The sequence below is a fragment of the Kitasatospora cinereorecta genome, assembly GCF_024172095.1.
GTDB lineage: Bacteria > Actinomycetota > Actinomycetes > Streptomycetales > Streptomycetaceae > Kitasatospora > Kitasatospora cinereorecta.
The window spans coordinates 165,513-181,758 of the sequence record NZ_JAMZDX010000004.1; the positions used below are offsets into that span (position 1 = coordinate 165,513).

Consider the following 16,246-nt stretch of genomic DNA (forward strand, 5'->3'; position numbering starts at 1 on the left):
GGTGGACCTCGTGTCCGCCCGGGCGTTTCCGTGCGTCAGGAGGACTTCACCGGGCCGACCGGCTGTGCGGTGACCGACAGCCGCAGGACACCCAGGTCGTGGCCGACGATCACCTCGACACCGCTTCCGGCAGCGGCAGCCGCGAGGCAGGTGACCGCCACGTCGAGCTCGACGCGACGGACGGCGCCGGTCTCCGGCTCCCAGATCCGCACGCTCCGCCCCTGCCTGCTGCCACTGATCACGACACCGGGCCGGCCCGGCAGGGTGAGGGCGGCGAGAGCCGTCACCGGGCCGCCGGCGGTGTCCGGGGGCAGTCCGTCGCCGACGGGCCGCCCGGTCTCCGGGTCCCAGAGCAGGACCACGCCGTTGCGGTCCCCGGTGGCCAGCAGCGTGCGGCCGTACGCGGGCGCCGCCGCCACCGCAGTCACCCGGTGGCGGAGGTCGCCGAGCGTCCGGGCGTTCGGCGGTACGGCTGCGCCGCGGTCCCACAGGTCGTCGACGGTGGGGTCCCACAGGTGGACGTCGCCCTGCGCGTCCGCGGCGGCGATCAGCGTGTGGTCGGCGGCGATCGGGACGGCGGCGACGGAGGTGATCGGACGTCCCTGGGGGTTGAGGCGGGCGAGCGGATCGCCGGTCCGCGGGTCGCGCAGCCGTACGGCGCCCCGGGAGGTTGCGGTGACGAGCACGGTCCGGCCGTCCGGAAGGGCGGCGGCGCACATGCCGATCACCTCCCCGAGCCAGTTGCCGACCGGTCGGAGGACGGGCTGCCCGGTGGTCGCGTCCCAGAGGCCGACCGTCCCGGTGTCCCCGCCGCTCGCGGTCAGGACGGTGCCGTCGGGCAGCGCAAGGGCCGTCAGCGACCGGACCCGGTCGGGGTGTCCGGTGAGCGGGCCGAGGCGCAGCCGTCCGTCGGCCGGGTCCCAGAGGCGCAGCGTGCCGCTGTCCCCCGCGCCGACGACGAGCGTCGGCAGGCCGGGGCGCACCACGACGGCCAGCGCGTTGACGCCTTCGCCCGCCGTGGCCTCGGGGGCGCCGAACTCGGTGACCTGGCCGCCGGGTGTGCCGTCGGCCGTGAGCAGGCGGTTCCCGTCGCGCCGGAGCCGGTTGCGCCCGCCGCCCGTCGGGCGGTTGCCGTCGAGGGTCGACCGGACAGCCGGGCCGTCGCTGTACGGGCGGGCGCCGTCGGGGTGCGGTACCAGGCAGTCGGCCGTCGTCCAGGTCTGCTCGCAGTCCGGGCAGTGGTGGGAGCCGGTCAGCAGCATCAGCGTCCTGGCCCACTGCGCTCCGGCCCAGCCGGGGGCGCCCTTGACGGCGACCATGGCGGCAGCCAGGCACAGGACGGCCTGCCCCGACGTTTCGCGCGGCACCCCGGCCGCCGCGACCTCGCGCGCGACCCGCACGAACGGCTCCCACCCCTCCCCCAGCGCGTCGTCCCGCAGGGCGGCCGCGACCTCGCCCCACGGGTGCCCGCCATCCCGCCCGCCGTCGGCGTCGGCCTCGGCGTCGGGCGATGCCGGGGCCTCGAACGGCGGCCGCACCGGGTCGACGAGGAAGTCGGCCAGCTCGGTTTCGGTGTCGCACTCCGGACAGACCAGCACGAGGTACGTCTCCTCGGGGTCGAGGAACCGCCACAGCACCTCGGCGATGTGATGACCGGTGAGGGCGACGCAGGACAGCGCGAGCCGGGCGCACTCCACCGCGGGGGTGTCGGCCGCGAGAAGGGCCCGTACCGCCGACCGTTCGGCCCGGCGGAGCGCGGCGTCCAGACCGGCTTGGAGATCCGCCGGGACGGGGCGGCGGCCCGCCGCGGTCACCAGGAAGCCCAGATCCACCCAGAACTCCACGAACCGCTCCGGCGGCAACGCCGACGCCGTGTCGACGACGTGCGGCAGCACGGCGTAGGCGCCGTCCAGGACGATGTCCTCGCGCATCACACCGTCGGCCACGCCCCGCCAGACCTCGTACCACCCGTCGCCGGAACCGTCGCCGGAGCTGTCACCGGAGCCGCCGGCGGTCACGGCCTCCATCGCCGCCATGACCTGTCGCACCTCGTCAACGGCGACACCGCCGAGTTCGCTCCAACGGGGGCTGTCCAGGGGTAGCTTCGCGCTCATGGAGGGAGGCTAGCGATCACCGCTGACGGCCGGTCAACCCGGTCGGCCGTCCGGCCACGCGTCGGCGGCGGCCACCAGTGCGTCGGGCGCGACCAGTTCCAGCAGCGGCAGGACCTGCCACCAGCCGTCGAGCGCCGCCGCCCGGACGGCCGACCGGCGGGCCGCGGACGGTTCCGCCACCTCGGCAAGTTCCGTCAGGGCGCGGGCCCGGGTCGACCGGTGGGCGATGGACCGGGTCAGCGTCTCCGCGCGGTCCGTCTCGCCGCGGCGGCCCAGCTCCCGGACGACGGCGACCAGGGCGTGGTCCCGGGCCCACCGGTCCTCGATCGTGCGGGCAAGGGTCTCGGCCCGCCCGGTCTCCCCGCGCCGGGCCAGCTCGTCGGCCACCGCGACCAGCGCCCGGGCGCGCGCCCGACCGTCCGTGATCGCACGGGCCAGCGCCTCCGCCCGTACGGTGTCACCACCGCGCGCCAGCTCGCGGACGATCTGCGCCTGCCGCCCCGCTCGCAGGTCGGGAGCGCGCATCGCGTCGGCGAAGGCCTCGGCCCGCTCGACGTGCCCGTGCCGGGCCAGCATGCGCGCCGCCGCCGTGCACAGGGCGACGGCCTCACCGGACGACGTGCCGCAGGTGGCGAGCAGCGTCTGCGCCCGCTCCGCCAGGGCAAGGGCCGTCTGCGTGGTGGAGCCCGCGGTGGCCGCCTCGAGCAGGTCCGTCATCACCTGGACGTCGACGGATGTCCGGTGCGGGTCGCCGAGCAGGGCGTCCAGCCGGCGCAGGTCGCCCCTGCCGAGGTCGCGCAGCAGCACCGCCGTCAGGGGACGCGGCCGGTCCAGGTCGAAGCCCTGCCCGGAGGCACCCCGGGACCGGGCCGAGCGCTCCAGGCGGTCGGCCAGACAATCCGCCCGCCCGTGGTCGCCGGTGACGGTGGCCACGTCGAGGAGGACGAGGAGAACCCGCGCCGTCAACGGATCGTCGGGGAACAGCATCTCCTCGGCGCGCTCGGCGAACGCGCGTGCCGCCGCGACGTCGCCGCCGTCCGCCGCCGCCTTCGCCAGCAGCGCCCAGGCCGTGCCCCAGTGGTGCGGGTAGCGGATCGCCTCGGCGAGGGCGACCGCCCGGTCCCGCTCGCCGGCCCGCTCCCACGCCGGTACGAGGCCGACCGACCCACGGTCGCGATACTGCCGCAGCGGGATGGCTTCGGCCAGTGCCTGCGCGCCGTCCAGGTCCCCCGCGGCGGCCGCGGCCTGCACCAGTGTCAGCAGCGCATCGCCCTGGCGGAGTTCGTCACCGATCGCGAACGCCGCCTCGGCCGCACGGGCGAGGTGCCCCGCGCGGGCCAGCGCCTCCAGGAACCACAGCGGGACGGACCCGGCGCCGAGGTCCCGCGGTGCGGACAGCCGGACCAGCGTCGCCAGACAGGGAGCGAACCCACTCCGGCCGGCCTCCCGCCCGGAGTCGGCCTCTGGCACGAGCCCGCCCCGTACCTCCCGCACCCGCAGCGGGTACAGCGAACCGCCCCACTGCGCCAGCCCGTCCTGCACCGCCACCGCCACCGCCCCCGTCCGGTCGCGCCCCGGCCGACGCCCGGGAACCACTCCTCAGCGTGACAGGGACCGATGACAATCGGCAGCCGGGACAGCTGGACCCTGGAGACCGTCGGCCCGGCGTCCGGGCCATCGGAGTGCGAGGCGTCCGGGCGCGGGCGAGGCTGGGGGCAGGGACGGCGAGCCGGCGGCCGTCGTACGGCAGCGACGGACGGAGAGTGCCCATGGGCGGCGGCCCCGAACGAGCCGGGCGCAGCGCACTGGTCCTGACCGAGGGCGACGCGGTCGAGCTCCTCGCCTATCTGATCTGCTCCGCCCGCACCCAGGTGGACGAGGCCGCCGAGTACGCACCCCTGCGGCTGCTCACGGCAGCGGGACGGCTCGCCGAGATGATCGAGCCCCACGCGGGTGACCGGCTGCGGGCCCTGCTGCAGGACGTACGGCGCGGGCACGCCGAGACCTCGGTCCGGGCCGGCGATCCGCAGGGCTACGTCGACCGGCTGGACGCACTGTGCCGCACCCTCGCAGCCCACCTGCTCGCCTCACCCGATCTCGCCTCACCTGACCTCGGCGCGGCCTCATGAGCGGCGAGCGGCCCGCGGACGCCCCCGACGCGGGGGCCGTCGACGCGGAGCCCGTCCTGCGGGCGATCCGCACCCGCCGCGTGGTCCGGGCCCTCGCCGAAGCGCCGGTCGACCCCGAGCACCTGCGGGCCGTCCTCGACAGCGTCCGGTACGCGCCGCACGCCGGAAACCGCCGCCTCCACCGGTACGTGGCCGTCACCCGACCCGGCCTGCTGCGGGCGATCCGGATGGTCTCCCCCGGGATGCTGCAGCATCCGGCGGCGGCAATCGTCGTCTGCGTCGACTGGGCCGGGGTGCGCGCCTACGGCTTCCCGGAGAGCAACCCCGGGCCGTACATCGACGTGGGAACGGCCGCGGCGACCATGCTGCTGGCCGCGCACGCCCTGGGACTGGGCGCGGGCCCGGTGACCTCGTTCAGCCGCGCGGCGGTCGCCGTCCTCCTCGGCGCACCGGACGGGGTACGGCCCGAGCTGATCGTCTGCCTCGGCCACCCGTCGCCGCAGCAGCCTCCCCCGGTCCGCCGCACGGGCGGGCCGGCCTGGGACGACCTCGTCCGGTGGGAGCAGTTCTGACCCGAACCTCCGAGGTTCCTCAAGTCCCCTTGCTGTACCGCGAACACGGCGACCACGATGATCACCATGACCGGACTTCTCGGAATGAGCACCAAGCACAACGTCGTCCTGACCATCCGGGACGCGGACACCCTCGCGGCTGCCCTGGACCGGGCCCTCGCCGACGCCCCGCCCGAGGAGCGCCCCGGACTGGAACGCGCCGCCGCACTCGTCCGGTCCACCGCCGCGGCGACCGAGACCAGGCTCCGCGCCGACTGGGTCCGATCCCGCCTCGCCGCCGTCGGCTTCACCGGCGCCCCCGACTCCGTCGCCGCCGTCCGGGCCCTGCGCCAGGCCGAACCGAAGCTCAGCCTGGCGGCAGCTGTACAGCTCCAGCGCGACGCCCTGGCCGAGCCCGCATAGCCACCTGATCGGTGACGCAGCGGGATCAGGCACCGGGTGACGCGGTCACCCAGGTGATCGGCATGGCCGTCCTGCACACCGACTTCGACCGGGTGCACAGCTGCGCCTCCCGGCTGCGGTCGGCCGGGATGGGGCCGAGGACGTCGTCCACCGAGCGGAAGGACACGAAGGAGACGACGAGTCCGTCCGCGGTACGGAAGGTCCGCTGCTGCACCGGGTCGACGACCGGCGTGGAGCCGTCGTAGAGGACCACCTGCTCGGTGGAGTCGACCACCACCGCGGTCCAGTCCTCGCGGTGGCCGCCCGACAACTCGTCACCCAGCACCACCGGGCCGAACATGTCCGGCCAGAAGGCTGCGGTCATGGGTGTCCTGAGGCAGTGGATCTCCGTCGCCCGGTCACCGTCGGCATCCGCTTCGAGCGCGGCGAGGCACATGCGCTTCCGGTCGGACACCCAGGCAGCCCGGGCATTGTCGGCAGAGTCGTCGAGGACCACCAGGTTGTCGGCCGTGGGCGCGGCGTAGCCCTTCGGCACCGGCTGCTCGAGCAGCCGGTCGAGGATCCAGCGGTCGCGCGGTGCCATCGGTTCGCTGCCCAGTACGGGAACCTGGCGGGCATCGACCGTCGCAGGCCCGTTGCCCGCCGGCGGCGGTGCGGGACGCGCCGACGAGTGGCAGGCGGACAGAGCAAGGAGTGCGGCGACAACCGCACATCGGCAGACGAGAACTGTTCGACCCATCGCATCCCCCCGAGCGACGTGGCACCTTCACACAGCTGCCGAGGTGATGCCCGCTCCCCGCCGTCGGGACACCTTCCCGTCTCACCGCCCACGACTGGCACGCCCCCGCCGAACTCGCCCCGCTCGACGGTGCCGAGGACTTCCGGGGCGCGAACGCCGGTACGGTGCGCAACTTATGGCACTCCGTCTGCTTGACCGGAATCTGATGAGGTGCCATATTATTTCTCGTGACCCAGCCCCACGAGACCGACCAAGGCGCTCCCACTCTCGACCAGGCCCGCCGCCAGATCGCCCGCTACGGCCTCACGGCCGATCCGCAGGCAGTCCTGGTCGCGGCCCGGCTGATGGCAGCCGGCGCCCGGATCGCCCAGGCGGGCGAGGTGCATTTCGGCCGCTTCGGTCTCTCCACGGGCCGCTACCGACTGCTCGCCGACCTGGAGGACCACGGCGGCGAGAAGTCGCCCTCCCGGCTCGCGGCCAGCCTCGGCGTCTCGCGGGCGACCGTGACGGGCCTGGTCGACGGCCTGGAGCGGGAGGGCCTGGTGGTGCGGCGGCCGTCGACCGAGGACGGGCGCGGCAATGTGGTGGTCCTGACCGCGCGCGGCGCCGACAAGCTGCGCGACCTGGCGCCGGAGCACTTCACCCGGATGCAGGCGCTGGTCGGCGGGCTCACCCCCGAGGAGCGCGCCACCTTCCTGGACCTGTTGGCCCGGGTGGTGGCGGGCATGGACGCACTCACCGAGGACTGACCCTCACCGGGCGGGCCGCCGGACGGCGACCCGCCTCCTTTTCACCCACATAGTTAGGCACCTAAGCACTAATCTTAGGCGCCTAAGCATCAAGACACAAAGGACAACCCATGAGCAAGAGAGCCGACGGCGCTCCCCCACCCTTCGTCCTGTGGCGCGAGGTCCTGATCGCGTACGCCATGCCCGCCCTGACGGCCGGTCTCGGCGGGGTCGCCACCGGCCGGCATGAGCTGGTCGCGGCGGCACTCACCACCATCGGCGGCACCTCCGCCCTGGTGGCCGCCGCGCTCGGTGCCGTGCTGGAGCGCCGACCGGTCCGCACCGGGCCCGCCCGGACACCGCGTCCGCTCGCGGCCGCCGCCCTGGGTCTGGCCGCCGCGACGCTCGGCCTCGCCGCCGGTCTCGCCGCCGCGCACTGGCTGCCGCACGTCCCGGCGCTCGCCGGCAGCCCGTGGCCCGGGCGACTGCCGATCGACCTCCCGGTCTCCGCGGCGATCGCGGCCACCATCACCACCTGGCGTTGGCGCGGCAGCCGCCCGACCCGCGCCCCGCAGCACCGGATCCGCACCACCCCCCAACCCGAGAGGCAGACACCGTGATCGTCATCATGGGCGCCGCCGGCGCCACCGGCGGCGCCACCCTGCACAGCCTCGCCGCCCTCGGCGTGCCCACCCGCGCCCTGAGCCGCGACCCCGGCCGCCTCGCCGCCACCCTGGCCACCGCACTCGACCGACCCGCACGCGACCGACTGGCACCCGCCCGGCCCGAAATCCGCCCGGCCGACGCCGCCGACGCGCAGTCGCTGCGGGCGGCGTTCCACGGCGCCCGCCAGCTGTTCCTCACCATGGCCAACGGCCCGCACCAGGTCCGGTACGAGCTGAACGCGATCGAGGCGGCCGTCGACTGCGGCGTGGAGCACATCGTCAAGGTCTCCGCCCCCGCCGCCGAACCGGATTCACCCGTCGCCGTCTCCCGCGGCCATCATCTGGTGGAGGAACGGCTGCGCTCCTCCGGCATCCCCACCACCGTGCTGCGGCCGTACGCCTTCATGCAGAAGCTGCTGCTCCTCGCGCCCGGCATCGCCGCCGCCGGGGTGGTGCACAGCGCGATGGGCACGGCCCGGTGCAACTACGTGGACGTCCGGGACATCGGGGACGCCGCAGCCGCCGTCCTCACTCGCCCCGAGCTGTCCGGCGGCACGTACCCGCTGACCGGCGGCCGGGCCTACAGCCACCCGGAACTCACTGCGCTGCTGGGCGAGTTGCTCGGCCGGCCGATCCACTGTGTCGACCTCGGCCCGTCCGAGCTGCACGCCCATCTGACCACCCGGGCCGGGATGCCGGACTGGCTGGCCACCCATGTGGTCGAGATCCAGCAGCTCGCGAGGGTCCGCCGGGAGACGCCGGACGACACCCTCCACCGCCTCACCGGGCGCGCCCCGCGCACCCTGGAGGCCTTCCTCACCGAGAACCTGCACCGCTTCCGGTGACCTGCGCGGCCCGCCACCCCGGGCGGACCACCGCGCTCAACCGGCCGACCAGGTCACGGCCGGCGGGCGGACCGCCGCGCACAGCGGATTCCCCCTGCCGTCGGTGAGCCCCAGCCGGGCGACAAGCACCCCGGACACCACGGCCGCCTCGACGGTCTCCGGTTCGACGGCGTCCAGCATCAGCTTGGCGCGCCGGAACATCGCAAAGCCCCCGGCCCGGTCGACCGAGCCCCAGGACAGGTAGACGAACCGGGCGTGCGGCCCGCCCTGGAGGTACGGTCCGCGCAGGTCGACGCCGCGCGGCGTCCGGACGGCGGCGCACTCGAGCGACCAGGTCGCGTCGGGCGCGTCGCCGGGCCGCAGGCCGAGCAGCTCTCCCGGCCGGCCGCGCCGCTGCACCCCGCCGTGGACCTCGTCCGCGCCGGGAAACCCCGGACCCGGCGCGCAGCTTCGGCCGGGCAGGTCGGTGGCGACGATCCGCAGCTCCATCCCGCCATCCTCCCGCAATCGGGCATCCCCCGGGATCGGCCACGAAGGCTCGGCCATGAAGGAGCGCCGGGCCACGACCCCGACCCCGGCTGGCGTGAGCCGACGGCCCGCCACACGATGGTTCGTGCACGTCTGCGCCGCTCGGAGCGGAGGCGTGGAAGCCCGCGTGGAGAGGACGCATGCTGATGGTGACGTACGGTGAGATCCGGCGCCTGGTGGGAGAGACGGGTGCCGGTTGGGTTGTTGATCCGGGGCCCGCCGACGATGTGGAGGTCGTCGTGCCGTCCGGCCTCGGCCCCGTCCCGGTCGAGGCGTTCCCGATGCCGGGGGTCGAGCCGGCGGACCTGGCGAAGCTGGCGGAGCAGCACCCGGCGGCGCATCCGATGCTGCAGGCCCGCCGGACGGCGACCGGACTCCCGGCCGGCGCGGTCGACTGGCGGGACCGCTGGGGCCATGCGTGGGTGACGCAGGTCCGGGACCAGGGGCCGTGCGACGCCGGCCTCGCCTTCGCCTTCACCGCGGTCATCGAGAGCATGGTGCGGATCGAGCACTGCGTCTGGTGCGTCCGCTCGGAGGGCGATCCGCACGACGGGCTCGGCCTGCGGTGCGCCGACCCCGGGTCCGTCCAGGACTACGGCACCTGGATTTCCAGGAACGGCATCTGCGACCCCGCGTGCTGGCCGTACACCACGACCAACGCGGCGTACCGGCCGACACCCGACCGGCCCGGGCGGACGGTGCTCGCGCCGCAGGGCACCTGGTTCGGCCTGATCCCTGCCGACCAGAAGCGGTGGCTGGACGCCTACGGCCCGGCTCTGGCGCTCTTCCCGGTGTACCCGGACTTCGCCGCCTACTCCTCGGGCGTCTACCGGCACACCGGCGGCGGTCCGCTGCTGGGCAGCCAGGCGCTGGCGATCGTCGGCTACGACGACGGGCAGGGCTGCTGGATCGCCAGGAACTCCTGGGGCACGAGCTGGGGCGAGGGCGGCTACATCCGGATCGGGTACGGCGTGCTCGGCTTCGAGCAGAACGGCATGTACTGCCTGATCAACCCGGAGCCCGACCCGTGGACCATGCGCCGCACCCACAACGGCGGGCTGCTCGCCCGCGGGGGCCCCGTCCGGCACACCGACTTCCAGCTGCTCGCCCCCGCGGCCGACCACCGGATGCGCCAGTGGACGTGCGACAACGAGACGACGCCGTACCGGAGTTGGACACCGGGCCCGGCGTTCGGCGCCGGCGACCTGGCCTACGTGCCGACCCTCACCGCGACCACCTACCGGCGCGACCTCGAGTGCCTCCACACCACCCGCAGCGACCGGCTGCGCCACTGGTACCACGACCCGGCCGCCAAGGTGTGGCGCGACGGCGGGGTCTTCGGTCCGACCGACGCCGCGGGCGTTCCGGGGTTCCTGCAGAGCAACGTCGGAGCGCCGGGGGATCTGGAGGTCGTGGTGCGGCTCGGCAGGTCCGGGCAGTTGCAGCACTGGCGGCGGCCCGCCGGCGGCTCCTGGCAGGTGGCCGCCACGTTCGCGCAGCACGTGAAGTACAGCGGCGCCTCGCTCGTCCTGACCAACATCGGTACGTACGGCACGCTCGACGTGGTCTGCGTCCTCGACACCGGCCGGATGGAGCACTGGCGGCGCGGCGACGCCCCCGGGGGCTGGCAGCCGCTCCACGTCTTCGCCGCGGACGTCCACGGCTCGCCCGTGATGATCGAGAACCAGTCGGTCACCGCGACCGCGACCGCCGTCGGCGACTTCCACCTCTGCGTCCCCTCGCGCGGCACGGTCCAGCACTGGTGTCTCGACAACCAGTCCCCGACCCCGAGCTGGTCCCTGCGGGCGACGTTCGGCGAGCAGGTCGCGGAGGTGCTGGGCCTCACCGAGAGCAGCTTCGACTTCGCCCTCCAGGCCGTCGTCCTGCGCACCGACGGCCGGTTCCAGCAGTACGTCCACCAGGCCGGAAGCTGGCAGGCGGGCAAGGTCTTCGGACCGTCCTGACCTGCGCACCCGCCCCGCACGGGGTTGTCGGAACCGGCTGGCATGATCCACCGCATGGATCTCGCCCCCCTGTTCGCGGACGTCGACCGGATCGACTGGTCGCAGGTGGAGCACGCCTACGGCCCCGCCCGCGACGTTCCCGGTCTGCTGCGTGCCCTGCCCGCCGGGGACGAGGAGGGCGAGGAGGCCGAACAGGAGCTGTGGAGCAGCCTCCTGCACCAGGGCTCGGTGTACTCGGCCACCGCGGTGGCCGCGCCCTTCCTGGCCGGCCTGGCCGTGGCGGGGGTGCGGTCGGCGAGCCTGCTCGACATGCTGGGCGCGGCCGCCGGGAGTACGGACGAGTGCGGCACGCCGCGTCCGGGTGCGGTCCGGGCCGCGGTGGTCGCGCAGGTGCCGACGATCCTGCCGCTGCTGGCCTACGGGGACGCCGAGGTGCGGCGCTTCGCGCTGTACGCGGTGGCCCGGTGCGGGTCGGCGGCGGCGCCGTCTGCCGGGGCGGCACTGCGGCAGCGCTGGACGGCGGAGAGCGATCCGGCGGTCCGGGCGGACGTTCTGACGGCATGCGTCCAGGTCACCGGGGAGGCGGCCGGCGACCTGTGCGACGCGGCCCGGTCCGCGTCGCAGCCGCCGCCGGTGCGGACGGCGGCGCTGCTGGCCCGGGTGGAGACGGGCCGCCCGTGGACGGCGGAGCACACCGCCGCGGTGGTGGCGCTCGCACCCCTGCGGCGGTACGCGGCCGGCGACCCCTGGGGGCGGGACCCGCTCCCGGACCTTGCCGTCGGCCTGCACGCGCACGGCTGCGTGGACGCGGCGATCGAGCTGGTCCGCGCGGTACTGGCGCAGTCGGTGCGCGCGTTGTGCGCCGGTGACGAGGACGCCCGGCCCACCGTCGAGGAGGCGACCTGGGCCGCCGACCGCCTGGTCCTGCGTTCCCGGTCCGCACCGGCCCGGCTGCTGCCGGCGATGCTGCCGCTGCTGGACGATCCGGCGACCGCCGGCGACGTGATCACCGCCCTGCGGGACTGGGCGGTGCCCGCGCCGGAGGCGGTACCGCCCCTGGCACGTCTCGCCGAGGGGGCGGACGGATCGGCCGACCGGGCACTGGAGGCCCTGGTGGCGCTGGGCGCGCCCGAGGCGACGGCGCTCCTCGCCCGGCACCTCGCCGACCGGCCGCTGGCCCTCAAGTCCGCCTTCCTGCGCACCGTACGGCGCCCACCGGCGCCGCTGCCGTACGACCCGGCGCTGCTCGACGCGGTCCGCGCCCGGCTGGCGGCGGTGACAGCCGGCACCGCGACGCCGGGGGACCGCGCACCGTCCGGGCCCGCCAGAACCAACGAGCCGGTGCTGCTGGCCGGTCTGCTCGGCAGCTGGGGCCCGGCCGCCCGGTCCGCGACACCCGAACTGGTGGCGGCGCTCGCGCACCACCCCGTCGCCGCCGGCCGGGCACTCGCCGCCGTGGCGGACGCCGAGCCCCACCCGGAGGCGATGGCCGCGCTGCGGGCCCGCGCGGGGAGCGGCCGGCTCGCGGACCGTCTCAGGGCGGCGACCGAGCTCCACGCCATGACCGGCGAGGCCGCGTCCCTGGTGGCCGTCCTGGGACAGATCCTCGACGAGCCCGACGGCCCGCAGACCCACGGTCTCGACGCCCTCGCCCCGCTCGGCGAGCAGGCCCGTCCGCTGCTCCCCCGCCTCCTCGCGCTGCTCGCCGAACCGACCGGGAGCCCGGCCACCGCCCCCGTGCTCCGGGCACGCCTGGCCGCGGGCCTCGCGGTCCGGGAACTGACCGGCGATCAGGACACCTTGCTCGCCGTGGTACTGGAGAGTCTCACCCTGACCACCAGTTGGTGGGGCGACCCGACGGCGGCCGCTGCGGCGTCGGCCGCCGCGCTCCTCGGCCCCGCCGGACGTACCGCTGCCCCCCGGCTGCTCCCGCTGCTGGACCGGCCCGGCACCGCCCCGGCTGCGGCGCGGGCGCTGGTGGCCCTGGACCCGGGCAGCGACCGCCCCGCCGGCGTGCCGCTGACCGACCTCGCCGACCGGGTCCTCGCGGCCTGCGGCCGGGCGCGTACCGGAACGCCGCGCTGGCCGCCCTGGAGGCGCTCGCCGTCCTGGGCCCGACCGCGTTCACCCCGGCCCAGCTCGCCCACCTGGGCCGGCTCGCCGACGGCGACCGCCGCATCGTGGGCTCGGGCTCGTACAACGAACTCGTGCGCGGCGACGAGGAGTTCCGCGCCGCAGCCCGCGAGTCCCTGGCCGAAGCAACCCGCTGACCGGCAAGGCCGGGCCCGCGACGCGGAGTGCTGCTCACTCCACCTCGCCGGGCCCGGCCCGGCCACCGGGCACGCTACGGCCCGATCATGAGAGCCGTCTGAGTGCGCACGGTCATGCGATAAATCGGGTGCCGTGCCGGCCCGACCGGGAGCAGGATCAGTCCATGACGGACATGCGAGCGTTCCGGGACGCGGTGACCGCCTGGGCGGCGGGCAGCCCCGGCGGTCCGGCCGGGCAGCTGGCCGAGGGGCTGGGGGTGCGGACCGCCGTGCTGCTGGAGGGACCGAGCGACGCCGCGGCCGTCGAGACGCTGGCTGCCCGCCGCGGCCGGGACCTGGCCGCCGAAGGGGTGTGCGTCCTGCCGATGGGCGGGGCAATGAACGTCGGCCGGTACGCCGCGCTGCTCGGGCCGACGGGGCTGGGACTGCGCCTCGCCGGGCTGTGCGACGAGGGCGAACAGCGCTTCTACGAGCGCGGCTTCGAGCGGGCCGGTGCCGGTGCGTCGCGCCACGGGTACTTCACCTGCGCGCGGGACTTGGAGGACGAGCTGATCCGCGCCCTCGGCGTGGCCCGGGTCGAGGAGATCGTCCGGGCCGAGGGCGACCTCCCGGCGTGGCGGACCTTCGTCCGCCAGCCCGCGCAGCAGGGCCGCCCCCCGCACCAGCAGTTGCGGCGCTTCCTCGGCACCAAGAAGGGCCGCAAGATCCGCTACGGCCACCTCCTGGTCGAGGCCCTCGACCCCGCGCACGTCCCGGCGCCCCTGCACGACCTGCTCGCGCACGTGATGCCCGGGCACTGAGGGCGCTGAGGGCACTGAGGGCTCTGACCCTACGACACCGGCTTCCAGTCCCGGGCGAGGAGCCCGAGCAGCACCTCGTCCAGGAACTCGCCCAGCACCCACGCCGAGGCGCGCAGCACGCCCTCGCGGACGAAGCCGTTGTGCTCGGCGGCCCGCAGCATCGCGTGGTTGTCCGCCAGCGTCTCGATCTGCAGCCGGTGCAGGCCGCGTACGACGAAACCGTAGTGGCAGAGCACGGCGACGACGTCGCTGCCGTAGCCCTGGCCGCGGGCGGCGGGCAGCAGTCCCAGCCCGATGTGGGCGGAGCGGTGGTGGGTGTCGATGCCCCACAGCGTCGCGGTGCCGACCAGGGTGTCGGCCGCCAGGTCGACCACGGAGAACTGGACCATTCCCTGGTTGGTGTCGTCCACCACGAGCCGCGGGTCCTTCGAACCGGGTGTGATCGGCCGCCACGGACTGCCCTCGGCCCGCGAGCCGTTGACCACGTCGTCGTAGAGCTCGGTCCGCAGGACCGGGATGTCTTCCTCGTGCCGGGCCCTGAGCCCGACCTTTGTGCCTCTGAGCATGCGAGCTTCCTATCCGGCCGAACGGGCCGACGGCAACCCGATATTGGGTTGCCGTCGGGCCGCGGTGTCGATCACGATCACCCGCATGGACCTGTAACGGCTGCCACGTAGCGAAGACCGACCCGCCGCACCATCGACCCGGAGCCCGACGACTCGGCCCCGGGGCGATGACGTGCGCCCTCGTGTGCATCCGTCCCTGGCAGAAGCAGCGGCCCGTCGCCGCGCTGCTGCCGAGTCCTGAAAGCAACCACACTCATGAATACCGACCGCAAGGCCCATTGGGCCGTGCGTCAGTCCGCGCTGCCCTCCGTCGTCCGGCCCTGCCCGGACTGTCCCGGTACGCGGCACCGGCCCTCGGGCAAGATCCGTGTCAACGCGAGCGGCAAGCTCCTCGACGTCTGGCTGCTGCTGAGCTGTGCGGGGTGCGACCGGACGTCCAAGGTGCCCGTCCACGAACGCGTCCACGTCTCGGCGCTGGAGCCCGCGCGGCTGGTGGCGTACGAGAACAACGACCCGGCCGTGGTGCGGGAGCTGACGATCGATGCGTCGCTCGCCGCGCGGAACGCGTACCGCCTCGACTGGTCCGGCAGCTGGGAACTGGAGACCCCTGCTCCTACCCCGCGCCACGCCCTCGACGCTCTCGACGACCCGTCACCGCTGCGGGTGGTGGTCGGCTTCGAGCTGCCCGCGCCGGTCCGCGTGGAGCGGCTGCTCATGCGCGGGCTCGGCCTCAGCCGGACGGCGGTGCGGCGCATGGTCCGGGACGGGCGGATCCGGCTGCCGCTGGCGCCGGAGGCGAAGGCCCGGCGGGACTTCGCGTTCACCGTCCACGGACCCGGTGCGGCATCAGCGGAAGCGTAGGAACGCGACCGGGCGGGTCGCCAGCTCAGCCGCCGACCCGTCCGGCCTGGATCTGCCGGCCCTCGGTGGTGGTGACCACGACCGGCACCCCGTCGGGTACCTGGCCCTGGAGGTCGGTGAGGAGGGAGGAGATCGGGGGCAGGTCGCCCGGCACCCGGACCTGGATGTAGAGGGTCCGCGAGTGCGCCTGGACGTTGACGACGGATGACCCGGGCACATCGGCCAGCCAGGTGGCGGCGGTGTCACTGGCCCGGGTGGTCCACAGCTGCACGAGGACCATGCCGGCGGTGTTCGCGGCCAGGAGCAGGCCGACCGCGCCGAACAGCAGGCCGAGCGCCAGGTAGGTCCGGCGCTCGGACTTCTCCCCGCGCTGGCGGCCCGCCGTGGCGTACCCGAGGCCGCCGAACACCGTCATGCCGGCGACCACCATGGCCACCAGGTTCGACACGAACAGTACGAACGACCCCAGTGCCAGCCACCACGCACCCTGCCCGGCGCAGACGCCGGTGACCACCAGCGGCGGCACCAACGAGATCGCGATCGCCACGCCGGGCAGGACGGCGGCGACGTCCCGGCGGCTGAGGGCGACGGCTCCGGCGAAGCCGGTGGCGAGCGCGGACACCAGGTCCAGCAGGCCGGGCGAGGTGCGGCTGGAGATCTGGCTGTCCGACAGCAGGTCGTACGAGGCAGGCACCACCAGCGAGGCCAGCGCGCCGATCGCCACCACCAGCAGACCGCCGCACAGGACGAACAGCGCCGCCGTCGAGCGCCGGCGCTGCACGGCGCCGAGGGCGATCCCCATGATCGGTGTCGACAGCGGTGCGATGATCATCGCACCGATCACCGTGGCGGTGGAATCGGTCAGCACGCCCGCGGCCGCGATCACGGCCGCCAGGACGAGCATGGTCCAGAACGCCGACTGCTTCGAGCGCCGGTCCCCGGCGGACAGGTCGAGGTCCTCCTCCAACTCCTCCAGGGACCGCCGCTGGTGGTCCGGGAGCACGCGGTCACGGAGGCTGCTCAACACCGTCCGAGTATCACGCCGGGCGGGCCGCACGCCCGG

Annotated in this window: 16 protein-coding genes; 10 read left to right on the forward strand and 6 right to left on the reverse strand. The window is 75.0% G+C overall.

Features of this window, described 5'->3' with window-relative positions; genetic code table 11:
• Positions 1–35: 35 nt before the first annotated feature.
• Both FHR36_RS20795 and FHR36_RS20800 read right to left on the reverse strand, forming a co-directional pair.
• Positions 36–2,114, reverse strand: coding sequence for a WD40 repeat domain-containing protein (locus tag FHR36_RS20795; RefSeq protein ID WP_253799663.1), 2,079 nt, complete (start codon positions 2,112–2,114; stop codon positions 36–38).
• A gap of 33 nt (positions 2,115–2,147) precedes the next feature.
• Positions 2,148–3,662, reverse strand: a complete 1,515-nt coding sequence (locus FHR36_RS20800; protein WP_253799664.1) for a hypothetical protein — start codon at positions 3,660–3,662, stop codon at positions 2,148–2,150.
• A gap of 221 nt (positions 3,663–3,883) precedes the next feature.
• On the opposite strand from FHR36_RS20800, the gene FHR36_RS20805 reads away from it, so the two are divergent.
• From FHR36_RS20805 to FHR36_RS20815, 3 genes are all read left to right on the forward strand, one after another.
• Positions 3,884–4,243, forward strand: coding sequence for a DUF6092 family protein (locus tag FHR36_RS20805; protein ID WP_253799665.1), 360 nt, complete (start codon positions 3,884–3,886; stop codon positions 4,241–4,243).
• Positions 4,240–4,815, forward strand: coding sequence for a nitroreductase family protein (locus FHR36_RS20810; RefSeq protein WP_253799666.1), 576 nt, complete (start codon positions 4,240–4,242; stop codon positions 4,813–4,815). Before FHR36_RS20805 ends, FHR36_RS20810 begins: the two co-directional genes overlap by 4 nt.
• A 66-nt stretch (positions 4,816–4,881) precedes the next feature.
• The gene (locus tag FHR36_RS20815; RefSeq protein ID WP_253799667.1) at positions 4,882–5,217 is read left to right on the forward strand and encodes a hypothetical protein; all 336 of its coding nucleotides are present in this window, start codon (positions 4,882–4,884) and stop codon (positions 5,215–5,217) included.
• A 25-nt stretch (positions 5,218–5,242) separates the two neighbouring features.
• Here FHR36_RS20815 and FHR36_RS20820 read toward each other — a convergent pair whose 3' ends face one another.
• The gene (locus FHR36_RS20820) at positions 5,243–5,800 is read right to left on the reverse strand and encodes a hypothetical protein (protein WP_253799668.1); all 558 of its coding nucleotides are present in this window, start codon (positions 5,798–5,800) and stop codon (positions 5,243–5,245) included.
• Positions 5,801–6,183: 383 nt separating this feature from the next.
• Here FHR36_RS20820 and FHR36_RS20825 point away from each other — a divergent pair, with 383 nt between their 5' ends.
• The 3 genes from FHR36_RS20825 to FHR36_RS20835 all read left to right on the forward strand — a co-directional run bounded on the left by FHR36_RS20825 (position 6,184) and on the right by FHR36_RS20835 (position 8,194).
• A complete protein-coding gene (locus tag FHR36_RS20825; RefSeq protein ID WP_253799669.1) occupies positions 6,184–6,705 on the forward strand; it encodes a MarR family winged helix-turn-helix transcriptional regulator in 522 nt (173 codons plus the stop codon).
• Positions 6,706–6,815: 110 nt separating this feature from the next.
• Positions 6,816–7,304, forward strand: a complete 489-nt coding sequence (locus FHR36_RS20830; RefSeq protein ID WP_253799670.1) for a hypothetical protein — start codon at positions 6,816–6,818, stop codon at positions 7,302–7,304.
• Positions 7,301–8,194: an NmrA family NAD(P)-binding protein gene (locus FHR36_RS20835; protein WP_253799671.1), complete on the forward strand. Its 894-nt coding sequence runs from the start codon at positions 7,301–7,303 to the stop codon at positions 8,192–8,194. Before FHR36_RS20830 ends, FHR36_RS20835 begins: the two co-directional genes overlap by 4 nt.
• 36 nt (positions 8,195–8,230) lie before the next feature.
• On the opposite strand, the gene FHR36_RS20840 is transcribed toward FHR36_RS20835, so the two are convergent.
• Positions 8,231–8,683 (reverse strand): DUF5990 family protein, encoded by a 453-nt coding sequence (locus FHR36_RS20840; RefSeq protein ID WP_253799672.1) that lies wholly within the window; start codon positions 8,681–8,683, stop codon positions 8,231–8,233.
• Positions 8,684–8,862: 179 nt separating this feature from the next.
• Here FHR36_RS20840 and FHR36_RS20845 point away from each other — a divergent pair, with 179 nt between their 5' ends.
• The 3 genes from FHR36_RS20845 (at position 8,863) to FHR36_RS20855 (ending at position 13,756) form a co-directional block, all read left to right on the forward strand.
• Positions 8,863–10,686, forward strand: a complete 1,824-nt coding sequence (locus FHR36_RS20845) for a C1 family peptidase (RefSeq protein ID WP_253799673.1) — start codon at positions 8,863–8,865, stop codon at positions 10,684–10,686.
• Between the two features lie 54 nt (positions 10,687–10,740).
• The gene (locus tag FHR36_RS20850) at positions 10,741–13,047 is read left to right on the forward strand and encodes a hypothetical protein (RefSeq protein ID WP_253799674.1); all 2,307 of its coding nucleotides are present in this window, start codon (positions 10,741–10,743) and stop codon (positions 13,045–13,047) included.
• Positions 13,048–13,120: 73 nt separating this feature from the next.
• Entirely contained in the window at positions 13,121–13,756 is a 636-nt protein-coding gene (locus FHR36_RS20855) for a TOPRIM nucleotidyl transferase/hydrolase domain-containing protein (RefSeq protein WP_253799675.1), read from the forward strand.
• Between the two features lie 29 nt (positions 13,757–13,785).
• On the opposite strand, the gene FHR36_RS20860 is transcribed toward FHR36_RS20855, so the two are convergent.
• Positions 13,786–14,322 (reverse strand): GNAT family N-acetyltransferase, encoded by a 537-nt coding sequence (locus FHR36_RS20860; RefSeq protein WP_253799676.1) that lies wholly within the window; start codon positions 14,320–14,322, stop codon positions 13,786–13,788.
• Between the two features lie 285 nt (positions 14,323–14,607).
• Between FHR36_RS20860 and FHR36_RS20865 the strand changes: the two genes are divergently transcribed.
• Entirely contained in the window at positions 14,608–15,183 is a 576-nt protein-coding gene (locus FHR36_RS20865; protein WP_253799677.1) for a DUF1062 domain-containing protein, read from the forward strand.
• 25 nt (positions 15,184–15,208) lie between these two features.
• Here the strand turns inward: FHR36_RS20865 and FHR36_RS20870 are convergent, their stop codons facing one another.
• On the reverse strand, positions 15,209–16,210 hold the full coding sequence (locus FHR36_RS20870) for a TIGR00341 family protein (RefSeq protein WP_253799678.1): 1,002 nt from the start codon (positions 16,208–16,210) through the stop codon (positions 15,209–15,211).
• Positions 16,211–16,246: the final 36 nt, after the last annotated feature.